General features: G+C 63.5%; 17 protein-coding genes. 9 read left to right on the top strand and 8 right to left on the bottom strand.

Going from position 1 to position 21,933, the window contains the following annotated elements; translation table 11 throughout:
• Window positions 1-290: 290 nt before the first annotated feature.
• Window positions 291-557 (bottom strand): SEL1-like repeat protein, encoded by a 267-nt coding sequence (locus tag NLY36_RS26255; RefSeq protein ID WP_006199745.1) that lies wholly within the window; start codon window positions 555-557, stop codon window positions 291-293.
• Window positions 558-994: 437 nt separating this feature from the next.
• On the opposite strand from NLY36_RS26255, the gene NLY36_RS26250 reads away from it, so the two are divergent.
• Entirely contained in the window at window positions 995-1,336 is a 342-nt protein-coding gene (locus NLY36_RS26250) for a DUF2147 domain-containing protein (protein WP_023687258.1), read from the top strand.
• A gap of 136 nt (window positions 1,337-1,472) precedes the next feature.
• On the opposite strand, the gene NLY36_RS26245 is transcribed toward NLY36_RS26250, so the two are convergent.
• A complete protein-coding gene (locus NLY36_RS26245) occupies window positions 1,473-1,703 on the bottom strand; it encodes a hypothetical protein (RefSeq protein ID WP_155922472.1) in 231 nt (76 codons plus the stop codon).
• Between the two features lie 51 nt (window positions 1,704-1,754).
• Between NLY36_RS26245 and NLY36_RS26240 the strand changes: the two genes are divergently transcribed.
• The 3 genes from NLY36_RS26240 to NLY36_RS26230 all read left to right on the top strand — a co-directional run bounded on the left by NLY36_RS26240 (window position 1,755) and on the right by NLY36_RS26230 (window position 4,841).
• A complete protein-coding gene (locus NLY36_RS26240) occupies window positions 1,755-1,949 on the top strand; it encodes a hypothetical protein (RefSeq protein ID WP_023698597.1) in 195 nt (64 codons plus the stop codon).
• A 277-nt stretch (window positions 1,950-2,226) separates the two neighbouring features.
• On the top strand, window positions 2,227-3,687 hold the full coding sequence (locus tag NLY36_RS26235; RefSeq protein ID WP_023731828.1) for an AMP nucleosidase: 1,461 nt from the start codon (window positions 2,227-2,229) through the stop codon (window positions 3,685-3,687).
• A 140-nt stretch (window positions 3,688-3,827) separates the two neighbouring features.
• A complete protein-coding gene (locus NLY36_RS26230) occupies window positions 3,828-4,841 on the top strand; it encodes an endonuclease/exonuclease/phosphatase family protein (protein ID WP_156929813.1) in 1,014 nt (337 codons plus the stop codon).
• 25 nt (window positions 4,842-4,866) lie between these two features.
• On the opposite strand, the gene NLY36_RS26225 is transcribed toward NLY36_RS26230, so the two are convergent.
• Both NLY36_RS26225 and NLY36_RS26220 read right to left on the bottom strand, forming a co-directional pair.
• Complete coding sequence (locus tag NLY36_RS26225; protein ID WP_488505237.1) at window positions 4,867-5,613, bottom strand: DUF922 domain-containing protein; 747 nt, start codon at window positions 5,611-5,613, stop codon at window positions 4,867-4,869.
• Entirely contained in the window at window positions 5,610-7,289 is a 1,680-nt protein-coding gene (locus NLY36_RS26220; RefSeq protein WP_023732013.1) for an electron transfer flavoprotein-ubiquinone oxidoreductase, read from the bottom strand. The genes NLY36_RS26225 and NLY36_RS26220 overlap by 4 nt, the downstream gene beginning before the upstream one ends.
• 303 nt (window positions 7,290-7,592) lie before the next feature.
• On the opposite strand from NLY36_RS26220, the gene NLY36_RS26215 reads away from it, so the two are divergent.
• The 3 genes from NLY36_RS26215 to NLY36_RS26205 all read left to right on the top strand — a co-directional run bounded on the left by NLY36_RS26215 (window position 7,593) and on the right by NLY36_RS26205 (window position 10,204).
• Window positions 7,593-8,147 (top strand): hypothetical protein, encoded by a 555-nt coding sequence (locus NLY36_RS26215; protein ID WP_023698594.1) that lies wholly within the window; start codon window positions 7,593-7,595, stop codon window positions 8,145-8,147.
• 141 nt (window positions 8,148-8,288) lie between these two features.
• Entirely contained in the window at window positions 8,289-9,167 is an 879-nt protein-coding gene (locus tag NLY36_RS26210) for a uracil-DNA glycosylase (RefSeq protein ID WP_023735528.1), read from the top strand.
• A gap of 224 nt (window positions 9,168-9,391) precedes the next feature.
• Window positions 9,392-10,204 carry a helix-turn-helix domain-containing protein gene (locus tag NLY36_RS26205; RefSeq protein WP_023670193.1) on the top strand — a complete coding sequence of 271 codons (813 nt, stop codon included), beginning with the start codon at window positions 9,392-9,394 and terminating at the stop codon, window positions 10,202-10,204.
• A 19-nt stretch (window positions 10,205-10,223) separates the two neighbouring features.
• Here NLY36_RS26205 and NLY36_RS26200 read toward each other — a convergent pair whose 3' ends face one another.
• Entirely contained in the window at window positions 10,224-11,126 is a 903-nt protein-coding gene (locus tag NLY36_RS26200; protein WP_245260235.1) for a DMT family transporter, read from the bottom strand.
• A 419-nt stretch (window positions 11,127-11,545) separates the two neighbouring features.
• Here NLY36_RS26200 and pepN point away from each other — a divergent pair, with 419 nt between their 5' ends.
• Together pepN and NLY36_RS26190 are read left to right on the top strand one after the other, a co-directional pair.
• Window positions 11,546-14,185, top strand: coding sequence for an aminopeptidase N (gene pepN, locus NLY36_RS26195; protein ID WP_023735530.1), 2,640 nt, complete (start codon window positions 11,546-11,548; stop codon window positions 14,183-14,185).
• Window positions 14,186-14,495: 310 nt separating this feature from the next.
• Window positions 14,496-16,817, top strand: coding sequence for a PAS domain-containing sensor histidine kinase (locus NLY36_RS26190; protein WP_023684522.1), 2,322 nt, complete (start codon window positions 14,496-14,498; stop codon window positions 16,815-16,817).
• 104 nt (window positions 16,818-16,921) lie between these two features.
• On the opposite strand, the gene NLY36_RS26185 is transcribed toward NLY36_RS26190, so the two are convergent.
• The 3 genes from NLY36_RS26185 to NLY36_RS26175 all read right to left on the bottom strand — a co-directional run bounded on the left by NLY36_RS26185 (window position 16,922) and on the right by NLY36_RS26175 (window position 21,901).
• The gene (locus NLY36_RS26185) at window positions 16,922-17,395 is read right to left on the bottom strand and encodes an EF-hand domain-containing protein (protein WP_023732018.1); all 474 of its coding nucleotides are present in this window, start codon (window positions 17,393-17,395) and stop codon (window positions 16,922-16,924) included.
• Window positions 17,396-17,459: 64 nt separating this feature from the next.
• A complete protein-coding gene (locus tag NLY36_RS26180) occupies window positions 17,460-20,414 on the bottom strand; it encodes a bifunctional [glutamine synthetase] adenylyltransferase/[glutamine synthetase]-adenylyl-L-tyrosine phosphorylase (protein WP_023735531.1) in 2,955 nt (984 codons plus the stop codon).
• A gap of 11 nt (window positions 20,415-20,425) precedes the next feature.
• A complete protein-coding gene (locus NLY36_RS26175) occupies window positions 20,426-21,901 on the bottom strand; it encodes a sensor histidine kinase (RefSeq protein ID WP_023735532.1) in 1,476 nt (491 codons plus the stop codon).
• Window positions 21,902-21,933 lie beyond the last annotated feature (32 nt).

Here is a 21,933-nt window from a genome sequence, read left to right as displayed (position 1 = left end):
ATCGGCGCCGCTCGATTGGGCCTCATCAACGCAAAAAGCCACGCCAGCCTGTTCCGGCCGGTCGTGGCTTTTTGCTCGTAGCAGTCCCCATGCGCCCCCGCGCCACGAAAACCTGCCCGCCGTCCCCATTGTGCACGACTGGACCGTGCCGGCCTGCCGCGTTCTTGTTCTTTCATGGTCGGCCGTCTTGTCGCGGCCTTGTCGTTTCACCGGTTCCGACCGTCTTTGCGGTCTTGATCCCGGGGCTTCCCTGTTTTCGATAATCTGCCTGCGATAATCTGCTCGCGATCTCAGTGCATCGTCATCCATTCGCGGGCTTCGCGCAGCGCCTTGGCGATCTCGACCTTGGACATTGCGGCCGACAGTTCCGAGCGCAGTTCCGCGGCGCGGACCGAGCCCTTGATGGCGGCGATGTTGAACCATTTGTGGGCGGCAACGACATCGGTCTCGCAATCGCGGCCGGTCGCATACATCATGCCCAGTTCGAAAAGAATGTCGGCCTGGGCAGTTGCCCCCATGGCGCCGAAGCCGGCTTCAAGCATTTCAAAACGTGCCATTTTAGTCCCCTGTCTGGCTCCCGAGAGCGGGCCTCTTCTGTCCCCCGGTGTTCCCTGGGGAGCCGCTCTTTCGATGCTTCCGAGAATGAGGCCGAGCCTTGAATCCGTCGTTAAATGGCGTGCTTAATTTGGAGAAAACAAAGCTAAAACAAGAGGTAAACGCGGAAATTCGTTAAGGATACAAAGTCAGCAATCCCGCCGTTTTTCGATCGATTTGACGAAAATTTGCAAGGCGCCGATCAACACTCTGCTAACCACGCAAACCAAAGCCAACGCCTCGATCGTTTCATTTTCACGGGCTGCGCTCTCCCGACCCCGCATGAAAATTGCGAAACCTTCCGTCGCGGCACGCTTTTGTTTTGCCGGGAGCTGGATTAGCTTACGTTTGCGTAAGCGGCAGAGAGGCGGCTGCCCCATCTAAACCAGGGAGGACAGATATGTTTCGCAAAGTGAGCTTGGCCCTGGCGGCCGCCGTGATGATGGCTGGTGCGGCTTGGGCCGATCCGATCGAAGGCAATTGGAAGACACAAGCCGGCGACACAGCAGTAATCGGCGGCAGCGGTTCATTCTCCATCACCCTGAAGACCGGCAAATATGCCGGGAAGACCATCGGTTCGCTCAAGGCGGCCGGGGCCAACAAATATGCCGGCAACATCACCGATCCGGCAAACGACAAGACCTATTCGGGCAAGGCAACACTGTCGGGCACCTCGCTCAAAATGAGCGGCTGCGTGCTCGGCGGGCTGATCTGCAAGAGCCAGACCTGGCACAAGCTCTGATCTTGCTGCTTTGAGTTGACCAACGGGGCCTTCACAGGCCCCGTTTTCTTTTGCAGGACGGTCCGCGCCATAGCCACGACCGTGCCGCTTGCGGCGGCGCAAACCCGAACCGATGCGCTCCCTAAAACATCGTCAATCACTTTGAACCGCAGATGAACGCCGGCATCAGCGCCGGTTCAGTCGCATCAGGGCATTTTGATGGCGTGTTCAAGGAGACACCACGCAAATGCTCGCTCGCCGCTTCACCATCGTCTGCCTGTTGATGAGCCTGTTCGGGATGCTCTTCGCCATCCTCGTGGCCGAAGCCGGCCGTCCGGCCCGTTCCTGGGATGCAGCCAGTTCCTGCCAATTCGATTGCATGAACCATTTTCGCCCCTGAGACGACAAAGACATAGATCCAAACAGAAAAGCAAAAGCCATGAACCGCATCGCCATCAACGCCCTCCAGACCCTTCGGCTCCTGCCGCGGGCGGCGCTCGTCCTGGTCGTGCTGTCGGCGCCGGTCCTGGCCGTGCCGATGATGCGGGCCAATGCCGACACGACGATCGACGCGCCGGCGACGAAAAAGCATGGCGTCGGCTTTGTCTTGCTGGTCAGTCTGCAGCGCGGGTAAGGTGTGCCGGTATTAAGGTGATGCCGGCCTGCAAGTGGCGGCCTTGGTGCTCACATGCTTCGAGTACGCTCCGCTCCGGTTCTCGAAGCCAGCCAGTTTGGTCGCTTCGCGCCCGTCCTCGACTCCGGCTCAGCGTTACCTGAATCTCAGCACACCTTGGGCATGGACGAATAAATCGACCACTTGGCGGCCACCCTCCCCTCCCAAGTGCGGCCTCAAGTCTCTATATTGAGCCATGGAAAAGCGAATCTACCCACAAGCTATCGAATCGGTCGTCATGCCGGAGCCTTTCGGCAAGCAGAGCTTCGACGACGCCAAAAAGGCCGTGGCCGCCTTGCAGGTGCTCTACGACCGCAACACCAAGTTTCTGCGCGACTCCTTTGCCACGCTTGCCGCCGGCGGCGACGAAAGCAAGCGCTACCGCGCCTTCTACCCGGAGATCGGCGTCACCACCAATTCGTTCACCCAGATCGACTCGCGCCAGGCTTACGGCCACATGCCGACCCCCGGGCATTTCTCGACCACCATCACCCAGCCGGTGCTGTTCGAACGCTATCTCGTAGAGCAGCTTCGCCTGATCATGCGCAATCACGGCGTGCCGGTAACGGTTTCGGAATCGACCACGCCGATCCCGCTGCATTTCGCGTTCCTTGAAGGAACCCATGTCGATGGCGCCGCCGCCGACCGCATCAAACGGCCGATCCGCGACCTGTTCGACGTGCCGGATCTCGACGGCACCGACGACCAGATCGCCAACGGCACCTTCGAGGTCGCGTTCGGCGAACCAAGGCCGCTGGCGCCGTTCACGGCGCAGCGCATCGACTATTCGCTGCACCGCATGACGCACTACACGGCGACCAGCCCGCAGCATTTCCAGAACTTCGTGCTGTTCACCAACTACCAGTTCTACATCGACGAGTTCGTCGCCCGCGCGCGGGCCCAGATGGCTGAAGGCGGCCACGGCTATACCGAATTCGTCGAACCGGGCAATGTCATCACCAAGGCAGGGCAAAACGCGCCCAGCGAAGGCGTGGCGGCGCCGCGCCTGCCTCAGATGCCAGCCTATCATCTGAAGAAGCCGAACCATGGCGGCATCACCATGGTCAACATCGGCGTCGGCCCGTCCAACGCCAAGACGATCACCGACCATGTCGCGGTGCTGCGGCCACATGCATGGCTGATGCTCGGCCATTGCGCCGGCCTGCGCAACACTCAGGCGCTGGGCGACTATGTGCTGGCGCATGCCTATGTCCGGGAAGACCATGTGCTGGACGATGACCTGCCGGTGTGGGTGCCGATACCGCCGCTGGCCGAGATCCAGGTGGCGCTGCAGGAGGCGGTCGCCGAAGTCACCGGACTTTCCGGCTACGATCTCAAGCGCATCATGCGCACCGGCACCGTCGCCACCATCGACAACCGCAACTGGGAACTGCGCGACCAGCGCGGACCGGTGCAGCGGCTGTCGCAGTCGCGCGCCATCGCGCTCGATATGGAATCGGCCACGATCGCCGCCAATGGCTTCCGCTTCCGCGTGCCCTACGGCACGCTGCTTTGCGTCTCCGACAAGCCGCTGCATGGCGAGTTGAAGCTGCCCGGCATGGCGACCGAATTCTACAAGCGGCAAGTGGCGCAGCATCTGACCATCGGCATCAAGGCGATGGAGAAGCTGGCGGAAATGCCGATGGAACGGTTGCATTCGCGCAAGCTGAGAAGCTTTTCGGAGACGGCCTTTCAGTAGACCGGCTTGCCGTAAATGTTTGCCGCGAGGCGTTTCGTCATCTTGATTGGGCCGCATTTCAGCCGATAAAGGCCTGATACCTCGGCAATGTATTACCCGGTCTATGGGCAAAACCCGGTCTGATGGCACGCGTGCGAAAGATGATGGCTTCAATGGCGTTCCTGGCAATGCTCGGCCTCTCGGCCGCGCTTGTAGCCGGGTTCTTTGGCGCACTGCATCCGGCCTTCGATTCCTTCGCCCATTTCCGCATCCATTTTGCCGTGCTGATGGGGCTGATTGCGCTGCCGCTGCTCGCCACCTCGTTTCGCCTGCAGGCGGGCGTGGGCCTGCTGCTGGCCGTGGCCGCCTTCGCCAGCACGTTGAGCACCTTGCCGCGCCTGTGGCCGGTGCGGGCCGCCAATGACGCCGCGCCCGGCAACGAACCGGTCTACCGGCTGCTGCAGATGAACCTGCGTTTCAACAATCCGACACCCAAGAAGGTTCTTTCGCTGATCGGCAGGACCAACCCAGACGTGATCACGCTCGACGAAGTATCGGCCATGTGGGCGACCGAACTCAGCTATATCCAGAACGCCTATCCCTATCGCATCCTGTGCGCCCATCCCGACGGCGTGTGGGGCGTGGCGCTTTTGTCCCGGCGACCCTTTGCGGCCGGCACCGAGCCGCATTGCGAACCGCGCGGCGCGATGGCGGCCGCCACCGTCGATTTCGGCGGCACTCCGGTCGATGTCGCGGCGATCCATTTGAGCTGGCCGTGGCCGAAGGAACAATACTGGCAGATCGGCGAGTTGACCGAGACGCTCACCTCGCTCGGCGAGACGGCGATCATGGCCGGCGACTGCAATGCCGTGCCGTGGAGCGCCGCGGTACGGCGCGTTGCCTCGCTCGGCGGACTGACCGTGATGCCGTCGGCCGGACCGACCTGGATCCACCGGACCCTGCCCGATTTCCTGCGGCGCTATGCGGGCCTGCCGATCGACCAGGTGTTTTCGAAGGGCGGGGTGACCATCCTGTCGTCGACGCAGATGGAAGAGACCGGCTCCGACCATCTGCCGGTGATGGTGGAATTTTCATTGATGCGCGACGAGACCAAGCCGGTCGACGAGGATTCTACCGCGACTGTGTCGCTGATCCAGCCCAGCATGGGCGGCTAGATCGTACGCCACGGGGCTTACGGTTTCACAAGCCTACCAAGGCCTCGATGATGCGCTCGACATGGCCGCCTTCACTGTGCTCGCGCGCGTCGAACGCGATCTGTTTTGCCTCATAGAGCTTGGAAGTGGCTTGCAAGCGCCGCGTGGCTTCGACGCGCGTTTTGTTGCATTGCGGATCGTTGGCAAATTTCAGGCCGCGAACCGACCGCTCGGCAGCCTGCATCATCTGCCCGGCGATACGGCCATGGGTTCCTTCATGAGCGAGAACGCCTGTGAAAAACCGGTTCCAGCGTTTGCGCAGCGCCGGCGTGACGGCCGAGGCGACGCGCGGGTAGGTGTAGGCGATGTTGAGCGTTCCATTGGCCTGGCGCAGGCGGCAGACGCCGTTGACCTGACCCACGTCCAGGCTCCAGTCGGCGGTGTAGCTTGTCTGCGCGATGGCGTGGGTCATGAAACCGTGCTTGGGGCCCCTGCGGTTCATGGCGATAACCAGACCGGCACCTGTCGTGCCGGTGATGTCATAGGTTCGCGTCTTGACGACGGTTTTCACCCCCGCCGACGCCGTCCCGACGACGCCGCAGGCCGCGCTTATGACGGCGACGCAAAACAAGACCAACACGCGCATGCCATTTTCCCCATGGACGCGGCAATGAGACCACAAGCAGACGACGGTTTCAACAATCTTTGGCGCCGAGCGCCTTACATGCCTTGGTAAACCCGGCCATCGCCGCCATTTTTGCTGGTTGAGACGGCCCCGGTCGGTGAGGCTCACATGCCCTGATAGACCGGGCCTTCGCCGCCTTGTGGCGGCACCCAGTTGATGTTCTGGTTGGGATCCTTGATGTCGCAGGTCTTGCAGTGCACGCAGTTCTGCGCGTTGATGACGAAACGCACATCCTTGTCAGACGGATCGGCGGCGGCGTTGCCGTCCTTGTCGACCCATTCGTAAACACCGGCCGGGCAATAGCGGGTCGAAGGCCCGGCAAAGACATCATGCTCGGAACGCTTCTGCAACTCCATGTCGCCGACGATGAGATGCACCGGCTCGTTTTCCTCGTGATTGGTGTTGGACAGGAACACCGAGGACAGGCGGTCGAAGGTCAGCACGCCGTCCGCTTTGGGATAGGCGATCTTCTTGTGCTTGGCCGCGGGCTCAAGCGTGGCATAATCGGCCTTGCCATGTTTCAGCGTGCCGAAGGGCGAGAAGCCGAACAGCGTGTTCAGCCACATGTCGAGACCACCGAGGCCGACGCCGATAATGGTGCCGAAGCGCGACCAGAGCGGCTTGACGTTGCGGACCTTCTTCAAATCCTTGCCGATATCGGTCGCGCGCCAGGCGTCCTCATAAGACGACAGTTCGTCATTGGCGCGGCCGGAGCCGATCGCTTGCGCGACATGCTCGGCCGCCAGCATGCCGGACAGCACCGCATTGTGCGAACCCTTGATGCGCGGCACGTTGACGAAGCCCGCCGCACACCCCATCAGCACGCCGCCGGGGAAGGAGAGTTTCGGCACCGACTGCCAGCCGCCTTCGGTAATGGCGCGCGCGCCGTAGCCGATGCGCTTGGCGCCCTCGAAGGTGCGCGATATCGCCGGATGCGTCTTGAAGCGTTGGAATTCCTCGAAGGGCGACAGCCAGGGGTTCTTGTAGTTGAGATGCAGGACGAAGCCGACCGCGACCTGGTTATCCTCGAGGTGGTAGAGGAAGGAGCCGCCGCCTGTCTTCAGGTCGAGCGGCCAGCCGAAGGAGTGCTGCACCAGGCCCGGCCGGTGGTTCTCGGGCTTGACCTGCCACAGCTCCTTGAGGCCGATGCCGTATTTGCCGGGCTCACGGCCGTCGGACAGTTTGTATTTTGCGATCAGCTGCTTGGACAGCGAACCGCGCGCGCCCTCGCCGATCAGCACGTATTTGCCCATCAGCGCCATGCCCGGCGCAAAGCCCGGGCCATGTGTGCCGTCTTTTTCGACGCCCATGTCGCCGGTGATGACGCCCGTGACGGCGCCGGCATCGTTGTAGACGAGGCTGACGGCAGCAAAGCCCGGATAGATTTCGACGCCTAGCGCTTCAGCCTTGGTTGCCAGCCAGCGGCAGACATTGCCGAGCGAGACGATGTAGTTGCCGTGATTGCTCATCAGCGGCGGCATCAGGATATTGGGCAGACGGAACGAGCCGGCGGGGCCGAGCACCAGGAAATCGTCGGCCGTAACCGGCGTCTTGAAGGGGTGGCCATCTTCCTCGCGCCAGCCCGGCAACAGGCGGTCGATGCCTATGGGATCGACGACGGCGCCTGACAGAATGTGGGCACCAACCTCGCCGCCCTTTTCCAACACCACGACGGAAAGCTCGGGATTGACCTGCTTGAGACGGATCGCTGCGGCAAGGCCCGCCGGGCCGGCCCCGACGATGACCACGTCGAATTCCATGCTCTCGCGTTCGATCTCGCTCATCAACCCCTCCGCACTGGCCGACCGTTTCCGGGCATTTTGCTGGCTCCTGCGCTGCATAGCGCATCAATCCGCGACAGGAAACCGGCGCTGACGTGACAATGCCGATTTCGACAAAAAGTCGCGGATGACAACTCTGCCGCAAGCGTTTTGCGCGCGGCCGCGCTCAGCGTCCCATATTTTAATTGTTCGACGGCTCTCTTATCGGCCATACTTATTTCCATGCGCACGCCGTCCGGCTATTCATTGACGCGCTTCCCCCTTCCGCCCGGCCGGACCTGCCGAGCGATCCTTCTCGCCCTTTCAATGCTTACGCCGGTTCGCGCTCAGGCCGAGCCGGTGAAGGTGTGGGCGACCGGCGCCTATTCCTTTTCCGACGAGCTTGGCGGTTTCCACATCACCGGCGCCTCGGGCACCGGCACCAAGGAAGATCCGTTGGTCATCTCCGAGGAGCTGAATTCGTCGACGCCGGTGACGCTCACCATCCGCACCACCAAACCGATCCAGCCGTTCAGCACCAACGGCGAATTCGCCAACGGCATCCTGTACATGCGTATCGAGGTGCTCAACAACAGCGGCCAGGCCTGGGTTGAATTCCAGTTCGAGCTGCAGGAGATACTCAACCAGCCGAGCGTGTTCGGCGACGGCCTGTCCTTCGACCAGCGCAACAAGACGCCCGACAACATCCTGTCGAGCGCGTACGCCGATTTCGACCGCGATTTCGAACCCTATGACCGGCTCTTGTTCAAGAGTGGACAGATCGACCCGCTGAAGAGGGGACGCTTCGAGTTTCTGATCACCGACTACACGCCGCGCTGGACGTTCTATCTGGTGCAGGATCCGCGGATACCGACGGGGTAAGCGGCAGACGCCGTGAAAATCGCCACGAAATGCCCTTCGTGATTGGCGAAAGCCGACGAGCGCGTAATCTCCCTCCTTGAGGGGGAGATTACTAACCGCCCAACCTTGCAAATCGTCTCTCGGCGGACGAATGTGCCCGGTATGACTGCCGCCTCCCCCAACAACCGATCCGACCTGGCCGAGTTGCTCGCCTTCTACGCCTCTGCCGGTGTCGACGAAGCGTTGGAGGACGCGCCGGTGAACCGGTTTGCCGGGGCAGCACCGAAGCGCCCCGAGCGCACAACGGCGCCTGCCGCGCCGCCTCGCGAAAACAAGTTTCCGGAACAAGCCGCCGCCAGCCCCGGGCTGGACGCAAGCCGGGTGCCGGACGCGCCGGCGCGTTCCGTTCCGGCCATGGCGACGGTGCCCGACGAGGCACAGGCGGCCCTGGCCCGGCAAATGGCGGCAAGTGCCTCGACGCTCGACGAACTGCGCCAGCACATGGCGTCGTTCGATGGCTGCAACCTCAAATTCACCGCCAAGAACCTGGTCTTTGCCGACGGCAATCCGGAAGGTTCGGTGATGTTGGTCGGCGAGGCGCCCGGCCGCGACGAGGATATTGAGGGCCTGCCCTTCGTCGGCCGCTCGGGCCGGCTGCTCGACCGCATGCTGGCGGCGATCGGGCTTGACCGGACTTCGGTCTATATCGCCAACGTCATTCCCTGGCGGCCACCCGGCAACCGCACGCCGACGCCGCACGAGACCGAAATCTGCCGTCCCTTCATCGAGCGGCAGATAGAGCTGGTCAATCCGAAGGTGCTGGTCAATCTCGGTGGCCCTTCGGCCAAGACCTTGCTCAACACGACCGAGGGCATCCTGCGCCTGCGCGGCAATTGGCGCGTCCACACCACGGCTTCCGGTGTCGCCATTCCGGCGATGCCGACGCTGCATCCGGCCTATCTCTTGCGGACCCCTGCGCACAAGAAGCTGGCCTGGCGGGATTTTCTCGAGGTGAAGGCGAAGTTGCGGGAGGTGGGGTGAAGCGCGCCTCTTCCTTCCACCCTTGTGGGGGAAGGTGGATCGGCGCGCAGCGCCGAGACGGATGAGGGGTGTTCCAGCGGAGTGAGACGTTGGCGTTCCCTGGAACACCCCTCATCCGACCGAGCTTCGCTCGGCCACCTTCTCCCACAGGGGGAGAAGGGAGAACCGCGCCAATGACCTCCCAGGTAATTGAAATACGCCTCTCCCCGGCCTACTCATCCCCCATGACAACAGCCCAAACCTCCGCCGGCAGCCTGATCCGCGAATGGCGCACGCGCCGGCGCATGAGCCAGCTTGATCTCGCAATGGAGGCTGAGATTTCCCAGCGTCATCTCTCCTTCGTCGAAAGCGGCCGCGCCGCGCCCTCGCGCGAGATGGTGCTGCATCTGGCCGAGCAGCTTGAGATTCCGCTGCGGCAGCGTAATCAGCTGTTGCTGGCTGCCGGCTTTGCCCCGAGCTTCAGCGAGCGGCCACTCACAGATGCGACGCTGGCGCCGGCGCTTGCCGCGGTCGAGAGCGTGCTCAAAGGGCATGAGCCGTTCCCCGCCCTGGCCGTCGACCGGCACTGGAACCTGATTTCCGCCAATGCCGCCATCGGCCCGTTTCTGGCCGATGTTGCCGAGCCGTCGCTGCTCCAGCCGCCGGTCAATGTGCTGCGCCTCAGCCTGCACCCGAACGGCATCGCACCGCGCATCGTCAATCTCGCGGAATGGCGGGCGCATCTGCTGGAGCGGCTGAAACACCAGAACGATGCCGCCGGCGATCCCGTCCTGGTCGAGCTGGAGCGCGAATTGCGAACCTATCCGTCCGGGCTCAAGGGTGCGCGGCCGGTGCCGGTCGAGCCCAACGGCATCGTCCATCCGCTGCGGCTGGCGCATGGCGACCAGGTGCTGTCCTTCATCAGCACCATCACCGTCTTCGGCACGCCGCTTGACGTGACGCTGTCGGAACTGGCGATCGAGTCTTTCTTCCCGGCCGACGAGCAGACGCGAGCGGTGCTGGTGCGGCTGGCGAAGGAACGTGCGGAAGCTAACTGAGCCAACCCCGCGGACCTCCTCACCCCTGTGGTGGCGCTGCCTTGCGCGTTCGGGTGCGTTCCAGGCCGAGTTGGCGCTCGCGCCAGATGATGAACATGCCGGCGGCAACGACGATCACACCGCCGACGAGCGTGTTGATGGTGGCGATATCGCCAAAGGCGAAATAGCCGACGACGACACCGAGGATCATCGAGGTGTATTCGAACGGCGCCACCACCGAGGCCTCGGCGTGGCGATAGGCTGCCGTCATCAGGATCTGCGCCAGCCCGCCGCAGAAGCCTGCGGCGACCAGAAGGCCGGTCTGCAATAGCGTCAGCGCCTGCCAGCCGAAAGGCAGCGAAAACAGCGCCATGACGCTCGCCGTCGCCGAAAACCACAACACAATGGTCGCTGTCCGTTCGGTCTGAACCAGATTGCGCACGAGCAGGATGGCATTGGCGGAGATTGCCGCTGAGAAGAGAGCAGCGATGACGCCCAGCACCTCCTGGTCGCCGAGCGCGGCGCCCGACGTGAGCAGCGTCAGCTCCGGCCAGGAGATGATCAGCACGCCGACCAGACCGACCGCAACCGCGCTCCAGCGATAGACGCGAATGGCTTCGCCGAGGAATAGCGAGGAGAACACCACCACCAGCAAAGGCTGGGCATAGTTCAGCGTGATCGCCTCAGGCAGCGGCAGCCGGGTCAGCGCAAAGAAGCCGAGCCCCATGGCGCAAACGCCGACGACACCGCGCGCAATGTGGTTCAGCGGGCGTTTGGTGGCGAACGCCGTACCGAGTTTTCTCTTGAAGGCCAGGAAGGCGATGATCGGGAAGATGGCGAAGAAGGAGCGGAAGAAGACGATCTGGCCGGCCGGCAAAGTGCCGGCGGCCTTGATGCAGGTTTGCATGCCGACAAAGACCGCCACCGACATGACCTTGAGCATGATCCCGGTGAGAACATTAGAGCGCCGCGCGTCGTCTTCGACGCGCAAAGGACGCTCTGACACTTTAAATCTGCGCATCGTGCTTTCCAAAAATCGACATCGATTATTGGGCCGATGCGCGCCGGGATGATCGGACAGTTTCCCGCCCGCTTCGTCTCCAGGCCCGGCTTTCACTGTTTTGTTGCTTCCCGGATCTCCGCTGAGATGCGCGTCGAACGACGCGGTACACAGGCGCCCATGCCGAACTTCGATCTGACGACGGTCATCAAGGCCTCACGATGATGGCGGAAGGGGAACGCCCCGAAATAGGCATTGGCGCAGTTTTGTCGAGTGACCGTTTCGTGTAAAGAGCGCGCAACTTTAGATTAATGGGCCAGGACACGCCAGCGGCTCCGATAGCGACAGGGAAACCCAAGGGAATGCGAACCGATACCGGCCAGGTCTTCAAGCTCGAAGACTACCGCCCCAACGACTTTTCCATCCCGCAAACCGGCCTCACCTTCCGCCTTTCGCCAGACGCAACGCGTGTCACCGGAGTGCTGACGATCGAACGCCGCGATGGCGCCGCCGCCTCGACGTCGCTGGTGCTGGACGGCGACGGGCTGGTGCTCAAGCGCATTGCCATCGACGGTCGCGAGCTTGCCCCGGCCGAGTATCTCGCCACGCCGGACCAGCTGACCATTTTGAGGCCGCCGGCCCGTTTCCAGCTGCTGCTCGAGACCGAGATCGCGCCGGCCAGCAATGAGGCGCTGATGGGCCTCTACCGCTCCAGCAATGTCTATTGCACGCAATGCGAGGCCGAGGGCTTTCGCCGCATCACCTATTTCCTCGACCGCCCCGACATCCTGTCGGTCTATACCGTGCGTATCGAGGCGAGGCTGGACGAAGCGCCGTTGTTGCTTTCCAACGGCAATCCGGTCGAAAGCGGCGCGCTTGCCGACGGCTGGCACTTTGCAGTCTGGGACGACCCTTTCCCCAAGCCGTCCTATCTGTTTGCGCTCGTGGCCGGCAATCTCGGCAAGGTTGCGGACAGTTTCGTCACCATGTCCGGGCGCGAGGTCGAACTCGGCATCTATGTCGAGCCAGGCAAGGAGGGGCTTGCCGGCTACGCCATGGATGCGCTGAAGCGCTCGATGCAATGGGACGAGCAGGCCTTCGGCCGCGAATACGACCTCGACGTCTTCAACATCGTCGCCGTTTCCGACTTCAACATGGGGGCCATGGAGAACAAGGGCCTCAATATCTTCAACGACAAGTATGTGCTGGCCGACCGGGAAACCGCCACCGATGCCGATTTCGCCAATATCGAGGCGATCATCGCGCATGAGTATTTCCACAACTGGACCGGCAACAGGATCACCTGCCGCGACTGGTTCCAGCTCTGCCTTAAGGAAGGGCTGACGGTCTTTCGCGACCATGAATTCTCCGCCGACCAGCGCTCGCGCGCGGTCAAGCGCATCGCCGAAGTGCGCACGCTGAGGGCACACCAGTTCCCCGAGGACCAGGGACCGCTGGCGCATCCGGTGCGGCCGCGCCGCTACCGCGAGATCAACAATTTCTACACGGCGACCGTCTACGAAAAAGGCTCGGAAGTCGTGCGCATGATCCGCACTATCCTCGGGGCCGAGGCTTTCCGCGCCGGCATGGATCTCTATTTCGAGCGCCATGACGGCGAGGCCGCGACGATCGAGGACTTCCTGAAGGTGTTCGAGGACGTCTCCGGGCGAGACCTGTCGCAGTTCGCGCTCTGGTATCACCAGGCGGGCACGCCGAACCTGACCGTCAGTTCGACGCACAATCCGGCGACGCGCGAGTTTACGCTCGAGATCGAGCAGTCGGTGCCGCCGACACCGTCGGAGAGCCGCAAGCGCCTGATGCACATTCCGCTCGCCTTTGGCTTGGTCGGCGCCGGCGGCGAACCGGTCGCCTATGGCGGCGTCGAAGGCGCCACCGTCGAAGACGGTGTCATCCATATCCGCAAGCGCCGACATATGGTGCGCTTCTCAGGCGTCGCCGAGCGGCCGGCGGTGTCGCTCAATCGCGGCTTTTCGGCGCCGATCACACTTTCGGTCGAGCAGAAGGCCGACGACCAGTTCTTCCTCGCCGGCCATGACAGCGATGCCTTCGCGCGCTGGCAGGCGTTCAACACGCTGCTCACCGATGCGCTGATAGCGGCCTTCCGCCAGATCCTCGGCGGCGCGAAGCCGGCTTTCACCGCCAGGCTGACCGGACTTGCCGGCAAGATCGCCGGCGACGAGACCCTGGAACCTGCCTACCGGGCGCTGGCGCTGTCACTTCCGGGCGAGGCCGACATTGCCCGCGACATCGGCACGAACATCGATCCCGACGCCATCTTCGCCGCTCGCGAGGCGTTGGCGCTGGCAATCGCGCGCGCCAATCAGCAAACGTTCACCGACCTATACGGCCGCCTCGCCGGCGACGGGCCGTTCAGCCCCGACGCGGCAAGTGCGGGACGCCGCGCGCTGCGCAACATCCTGCTCGACTACCTCTCGCTGCTGCCGAAAGGGGCTGCGCTCGCCGCCCGGCATTTCGAGGTCGCGACGAACATGACCGACCGCGCCGCAGCGCTGACCGTCCTTGCGCACCGCCATGACGGTTCGCCGGAGGCGATCAAGGCGCTGGCCGATTTCGAGGCCCGTTATGGCGCCGATCCGCTGGTCATGGACAAATGGTTCCAGATCCAGGCCAGCGTGCCGGGACCCCGGACAGTCGACACGGTACGCGAGCTGACTGGTCACGCAGCTTTCTCGATGGCCAATCCGAACCGGGTGCGCTCGCTGGTCGGCACATTCGCCAGCGCCAACCAGACCGGCTTCCACCGCGCCGATGGCGAAGGCTACCGGTTTTTTACCCAGACCGTACTCGAGGTTGAAAAACGCAATCCGCAAGTGGCGGCCAGGCTGGCGACAGCGCTGCGCTCGTGGCGCTCGCTGGAGCCGGGCAGGCAAGCCAAGGCCAGGGAAGCGCTGCTGGCCATCGCCGGTGCCGAGAACCTGTCGGCGGATTTGCGGGACATTGTGGAGCGAACGCTGGCCTGATCCCTCCCCCTTGAGGGGACGGTGGACAGCCGCCGAAGGCGGATGGACGGGTGGGGTCGTTGCGGCAGTGCGCGACCTCGACCAACTTCGACCGTGATTGAGAGAGTCGAGCGCTTCGCCGAGGACCCCACCCGGCCCTTCGGGCCACCCTCCCCTCAAGGGGAGGGATTTCAGCGTTATTTCAATCAATTTTTAATGTTTTTCGGCCGCGCCTCTGGACAAGGCGAATCACCTTTGATTCTTTACAGACGATTCGGATGTGCGGTGTTGCCGGATCGTCAAGCGTACGGAAATTCGGGGAGTGCCATTTATGGCCAAGGCGGACGCGTGGGGCGCGCCCGAAGGGACGGCTTTTGAGCGGCGCAAGGCGCGAGGCGACGGCCTCGCCGGCAATACGCGGCTCATCGCTGAACCAGCCTACCGGCGGCTCCTGGCTGCCGAACCCCTTCTGCGCCGTTCGATACCGGCTCTCATCATCATCTTCCTGATCGTCATCGCCGCACTGCGCGTGCTGTCGCTGATGAACGAGCGCGACGAGGCCGAGCGCGATGGCAAGGCGGTGCTAGGTCTCGCCGCCGGCCAGATGGCGAACGCAATCTCGGCCGACCCGACCGCGGCATCCAGCGGTGCAATTGATCTTCTGGAAAGCACGAGCCGCCAGGGCGCCATGGGCAGAAGCCATGTGCTTGTGATCACCGACAGCGCCTTCAAGATCATTGCCGTGTCGCCGCTGTCGACCGGCTGGCAAGGGCGATCGCTGGACAGCCTGGTGCTGGACGGCCAGCCGCTGTTCATGTTCGGCGACCGCGCCGGGGTCATGGATGTCAGCATCGGCGGCCAGGACTGGTACGCGGCGGTGAGCCTGACCCGGGACCGCAAGAACGCCGCCGCCGTGCTGGTGCCGCAGGAAGCGGCGTTCGACAACTGGCGCAAGACCGTCTCGCTCAACGTCACGCTGTTTGTGCTGACAGCCGGCGTGCTGATCATCATCCTCTACGCCTATTTCGGCCAGGCATCGCGCGCCCAGACAGCCGACCGCATCTATCTCGAAGCCCATCAGCGCATCGACATGGCGCTGGTTCGCGGTCGCTGCGGCCTGTGGGACTGGGACATGGTGCGCGGCAAGATGTACTGGTCGCGCTCGATGTACGACATGCTGGGCTACGAGCCCTGCAACTCGATGCTGTCGTTCGGCGAGGTCGACGACATCATCCACCCCGAGGACGGCGACCTGTTCGAGCTGGCCAACAAAATCGTCGAGCGCGAGATCGACCATATCGACCAGGTGTTCCGGATGCGTCACGCCGACGGCCAGTGGGTGTGGATGCGCGCCAGGGCCCAGGTGATCGACCCGGAAGCGCCTGAGATCCAGCTGATCGGCATTGCCGTCGACGTCACCGAGCAGCGGCATCTGGCGCTGCGCTCGGAGGCGGCCGACCTGCGCCTGCGGACCGCGATCGAAAACATCAACGAGTCCTTCGTGCTGTGGGATGCCGCCCAGCGCCTGATCATGTGCAATTCCAAATACCAGAAGGACAACGGCCTGTCGGACCGCGACGTCATGCCGGGCGCTGCGCGCGCCGTGCTTGAAGAGCGCATGCTGGCCTTCGCCTCTGAACGGCGGCTGGCCAACACCAACGGGCCGCAAGGGGGCGCAACCTTCGAGCGGCAGCTCTCCGACGGCCGCTGGCTGCAGGTCAACGAACTGAGGACCCGGGACGGCGGCACGGTCTCCGTCGGCTCCGACATCACCCAGATCAAGCTGCACCAGGAAAAGCTGGTCGACAGCGAGCGCCGGCTGATGGCGACCATCCACGACCTCAGCCTCGCCCGCCGGGCCGAGGAAGAGCGCGCCAAGGAACTGGTCGAGCTCAACCGCGAATATATGAAGGAAACCGAGCGCGCCGAGGCCGCCAATCGGGCCAAATCCGAATTCCTGGCCAACATGTCGCACGAGCTGCGCACGCCGCTCAACGCCATCATCGGGTTCTCCGAACTGATGGAACAAGGCCTGTTCGGGCCGCTCGGTTCGCCGCGCTACGAGGAATATGCCAACGACATCAACGGCAGCGGCAAATATCTGCTCGGCGTCATCAACGACATACTCGATATGTCGAAGATCGAAGCCGGCCAATTCTCGGTGGACCGCGAGGAAATCGATCTCTGCCCGCTGATCCGCGAGACGGTGCGGGTGATCTCGCTGCAGGCGGCGGAGAAATCGATCACGGTCGAAACCCGCATCGCCGATACGATGACGCTGTTCGCCGACCGCCGGGCGATCAAGCAGATCGCCATCAATCTGCTGTCGAATGCGGTGAAGTTCACCGGCCAGGGCGGCCATATCTCGGTGCGCGCCCGCAACACGTCAGGCGCGCTGGTGCTGACCATCGAGGACAATGGCTGCGGCATTCCGAAGGAGGCACTGAGCAAGCTTGGCCGCCCCTTCGAACAGGTGCAGAACCAGTTTTCGAAGAACCACGCCGGTTCCGGCCTCGGCCTTGCCATCTCGCGCTCGCTGGCCGAGTTGCAAGGAGGAGCGCTGAAAATCCGCTCGACCGAAGGCGTCGGCACGATCGTGTCGGTGCGCATCCCGGTGAAGAAGGCGCAACCGGCGGTGAAGGCGGCGGCCTGACGGCCCGCCAATGCGAGCGGTGCTCTCCGCCGCGTTCAAGGACTGAGTAGCCCCGGTCATGTAAGGGCTCCGGCGGCTTTCGCCGCCGGAGACATATCGCCATTTCACTCCATGCTGTCGTCGCCGCCGTCCCATTGGTGGTGGCGGCCCATGCGGCCTTTCTTTGGGAGTTCGTTGCGCTCGATCTTGCCGTCATTGTTGCGGTCGAGCATGGCGAACACCTTCTTCTCGCGCCCGGTGATGTCGTCCGTGGTCAGCGTGCCGTCGCCCTTGCTGTCGTAGCGGGCAACGATGCGCTTGGCCATTTCCTCGAACCGCGCCTTCTCCAGCGCGTCAGCGAGCTGGGCGACTGTCAGCTTGCCGCCATTATCGGCGACCAGCTTCTTCAGCCGCGCGTTCATGGCGTCGGAAAACTGGTCGAAGCTGATGGTGCCGTTGGAATCCTTCATCGCCTTGTCGAGGCGCATCATGGTGCCCTCGCGCATTCTGGCGCTGGCATTGTTCTCGGCATAGGCGGTGGTGCCGACGGCGCCGGCAAGCGCGATGAAGGCAAGGGCAAGTCCGGTTGTCTTTCTCATGGGTATCTCCTGTTGCATCGTCACCCCCGATGCGATCCGAAACAGCCGCCAGCGCTTCACGCCCTCACAACCGTTTCGTACGAAGCAAAAGGTCGAAATCCTTTCTGACCTTTTGCGACGTCTCCTTGAGATGTGCTTCCAGCACACCGAAATCCGGCAGGTCAGTCACCGCCAGAAGCAGATCCGACAATCCCGGCGGAACGTCATCGCGTTCGAATGCGCCGGTGAGGCAAAGCCGCGTCATCTGGGTCAGCGCCAGATAGAGCTGGTAGGCTTCGCAAAGCTGCTGCCTGACGTCGGCCTCGGCGAAATCCGGCGACAGATGCGCCAGGATTTCGCCGGTCGCGGTCACCCTGCGGCCGGCTTCGACCTGCCCGGTTATAACCGCCACCTGCGCGATGAATTCGAGGTCGATGAGGCCGCCGGAGATGAGCTTGATGTCCCAGAGATCGCGCGGCGATTTTTCCTTCTCGATCAGCGCGCGCATCTCGGATGCCTCCGCCCTCACCTTGGCGGCGTCGCGCGGCAAGGCCAGAAGTGCCGCCACCTCGGCCTCGACCTCGGCGCAAAGGGCCGCGTCGCCGCCGATGGCGCGCCCCCGGGCCAGCGCCATGTGCTCCCAGGTCCAGGCCTCCTGGCGCTGGTATTTCTTGAAGGCATCGATGTGGGTGGCCACCGGCCCCTTGTTGCCGGATGGCCGCAAGCGCAGGTCGAGCTCGTAGAGAACGCCTTCGGCGGTCGGCGCCGAGACAGCCGCGATCAGCCGCTGCGTCATCCTGGTATAGTAGTGCGATGGTGCGAGCGGCTTGTCGCCGTCGGACTCGTCGGCATTCGCGTCGTGGTCGTAGAGCAGAATGAGGTCGACATCGGAGCCGGCGGTGAGCTCGCGGCTGCCGAGTTTGCCCATGCCGAGCAGCGACACGGTGCCGCCGGCGATGCGGCCATGACGCAGCGCGAATTCGGTGGTCACCGCCTGCAATGCGGCGTCGATGGTGAGGTCGGCGAGATCGGAAAAGGCGCGGCCGGCGCGCGCCGGGTCGATCGAGCCGGCGAGCAGCCTGACACCGATCAGGAATTTCTGCTCGGAGGCAAAGATGCGCAAACGGTCGAGCACGTCCTCATAAGCCCGGTCGCCTTCGATGAAAGCGGCCAACCGCGCTGAGAGATAGGCTCGGTTGGGCAGTTCGGCGAGCAGCGCCGGGTCGAGCAGACCGTCGAAGACATGCGGGCGCCTTGTGATGATTGCCGCCAGCCGAGGCGCGGCGCCCATGATCGTCGCCATAAGCTTCAGCAGGGCGGGATTCGACTGCAGCAGCGAAAACAGCTGGATGCCGGCGGGCAGGCCGGCGAGGAATTCGTCGAAGCGAACCAGCGCCTCGTCGGCCCGGCGCGTCTGGCCGAAGGCTTTGAGCAGCGCCGGCGTCAGTTCGGTCAGCCGCTCGCGCGCTTCCGCCGACTGGGTGGCGCGATAGCGACCGAAATGCCAGCCTCGAATGACGCGGCAGATGTCGCTTGGCCGCTGGAAGCCAAGGCCGTGCAAGGTCTGCAGCGTGTCGGGATCGTCGACATCGCCTGTGAAGACCAGATTGCCGACGCCGGCCGACAATTCAGGCGCGGTCTCGAACAGCGCGGCGTAATGGCGCTCGACCTCATGCAAAGCCGCGCGAAAGGTTTCGGCAAATCTGGCGGCATCGGCAAAGCCCAGCATATGGGCGATGCGTTCCAGCCCTTCATCATCGTCGGGCAGAATATGCGTCTGCTCGTCGGCGACCATCTGGATGGCGTGTTCGACGCGGCGCAGAAACCAATATTGCTGCGTGAGCGCGTCGCGTGCATCGGCGGTGATCCAGTTGCGCGCCGCCAGCGCACCCAGCATCGGCACCGTCTCGCGGCCGCGCAGCTCCGGAAAACGGCCGCCGGCGATCAGTTGCTGGGTCTGGACGAAGAACTCGATTTCGCGAATGCCGCCGCGGCCGAGCTTGACGTTGTGTCCTTTGACCGCGATCTCGCCATGACCCTTGTGGGCATGGATCTGGCGCTTGATCGAATGAACGTCGGCGATCGCCGCATAGTCCATGTATTTGCGCCAGACATAGGGCTGCAATTCCCGCAGGAACGCGTCCCCGGCATCGAGATCGCCGGCCACGGGACGCGCCTTGATCATGGCGGCGCGCTCCCAGTTCTGGCCGCGCGCCTCATAGTAGCGAAGTGCTGCCTCGACCGGGATCGCCAGCGGCGTCGAGCCTGGATCGGGACGAAGCCTCAAATCGGTGCGGAAGACATAGCCGTGCCCGGTGCGGTCCTGCAGGATGCGGACCAGCCTGCGGGTCAGGCGCGCAAACAGCTCTGTGGCGTCGAACGGATCGACGATTGCCGGCGCATCCGGATCGAAGAAGACGACGAGGTCGATGTCGGAGGAGAAATTCAGTTCATGCGCGCCAAGCTTGCCCATGCCGAGGAGGATCCAGCCGGACTGCCGCGACGGATTTTCGGGATCGGGCAATTTGAGCTTGCCCTGGCTGTGCGCCTCGCGCAGCAGGAAGTCGACCGCCGCGCAGGTGCAGGCATCGGCGAGATTGCTGAGGCGCCTTACCGTCAGCGCGGTATCGGCCTCGCCGGAGAGGTCTGCAAGTGCGATCAGGAAGTGAGCTTCACCCTTCCACTGCCTGAGTTCCATCATCAGGCTGGATTCGGAAACGGTCTCGGCAAAGGCGGCCTTGCCGATCGCTTCGGCAATGCTGGTCAGCCTGGCCTCGACACCGTCATCGAACAGCGCGTCGAGGATTTGCGGCCGGCGGCGCGCGACATCGCGGAGGAAGGGCGAGAGATCGAAGACGGCAGCGAGAAACTCCTGTGCGGCGCCCTTGCCCCCTAGGAATTTCGCCAGACGCGGCAGGTTCTCGTCCTTGGCATCGCCAGCGATCTCCGACAGTTCACGCCGGGCGCGGGTCTCATCCAGCGGCGCGAGCTGCGCCGCCAGTTGCAGGCGCCATTCGGTCTCGATCCGTTTCGCAGCCATCCTCACCGCCATCAATGGTCCTCCCGCCCCGGGAAGCTCATGATAACGGACAATCCGGGATTGGCAGGCAGAAGTTCAAGCCGGCCATTGTGAAAAGTCATGATCGCCTTGGCGAGGCTGAGGCCAAGGCCGGATCCCGGCTGCGAGCGGCTCTTCTCCAGCCGCACGAAGCGCTCGGTCGCCCTGGCGCGGTCGGCATCGTCGGGGATGCCATGGCCATTGTCGGAAACGGAAAGGCGGATTTCGTGACCGACGCGCTGCAGGGCTACGCGCACGGCAGGCTTTTCCGTCGCATCGGTCGAGTATTTGATGGCGTTGTCGACGATGTTCGACAGTGCCTGGCCGATCAGCTCGCGGTTGCCATCGACGGAAAAATTCCCGTCCGCGGCAGTTTCAAGCACCACGCCAGCCTCCTCCGCCACCGGCTCATAAAGCTCGACAACGTCATGCACCGCGGCGGCGAGATCGACCTTGCTGGTGCTCTCCGAGGAATAGCCGGCCTCCAGCCTGGAGATCATCAGGATGGCGTTGAAGGTTTTTATCAGCTGGTCGGATTCGGCGATGGTGCCTTCCAGCGCCTGCCGGTAGTCGGTGGTCTTGTGCTTGCCCGAAAGTGTCGCCTCAGCGCGGTTGCGCAGTCTGGTCAGCGGCGTCTTCAAATCATGGGCGATGTTGTCGGAGACCTGCTTCAGCCCTTCGTTGAGCGTCGCTATCCTGGCCAGCATGGTGTTGAGGTTTTCCGACAGGCGGTCGAACTCATCGCCGGCGCCGGTCACCGGCAGCCGTCCCGTGAGATCGCCGCCCATGATGCGGCGGCTTGCCTCCGAGACGCTGTCGATGCGCTTCAGCGCGGCGCGGCCGACAAGGAACCAGATCAGCAGCCCGCCCACTCCCATCATGCCCAGCGCCAGCATCAGGGCGCGGCGGACGACGGCGCGGAAGCGCTCGGGCTCGCCGAGATCGCGGCCGACCAGCATGATCATCTGGTTGGGCAGCCGCAGCACCAGCGCGATGGCGTTGTGGCCCTTCTCGCCGTCGGGCTGAATTTCGGTCTCGCCGGGCTGCGCGCCATTCGGGTCAGAAGCCTGGTTGCGCTGCCGTTCGAGCTCACCTTCGCCGAAACGGCGATAGGAGAAGGGTTCGGTCGTCCAGCCATCGGTCTCGAGCACCCCCGGTGCCAGGCTCTGCACGTTGCCGGTGAGGATCTGGCCGTTGACATCGGCAATGAGATAGAGGTTGGCGCCGGGCTGGCGCGAGCGCTGCTCGACGACGCGCACCAGCCGCGGCAGGCCGCCGCTCTGATAGGCACGGGCGAGGCCGAGCACCTCGTCATTGATGGTCTGCTGGGTCTGGCCGGTCAGCATGCGGGCCGACAACGACGTCATGTAGAAGACCAGCAACACGGCACATAGCGCGAAAAGCAGGAAATAAAGCGCTGAAAGCCGCGCCGCCGTCGTCCTCATGATGGCCGGCAGGGAAAGGGCCATCGAGTTCTAGCTCATGATGAGATTTGGCTGAA

It is taken from the genome of Mesorhizobium sp. C399B, from assembly GCF_030323185.1.
Lineage (GTDB): Bacteria > Pseudomonadota > Alphaproteobacteria > Rhizobiales > Rhizobiaceae > Mesorhizobium.
The sequence above is the reverse complement of the archived record's forward strand: the minus strand, read 5'-3'. Positions and strand labels throughout refer to the sequence as shown.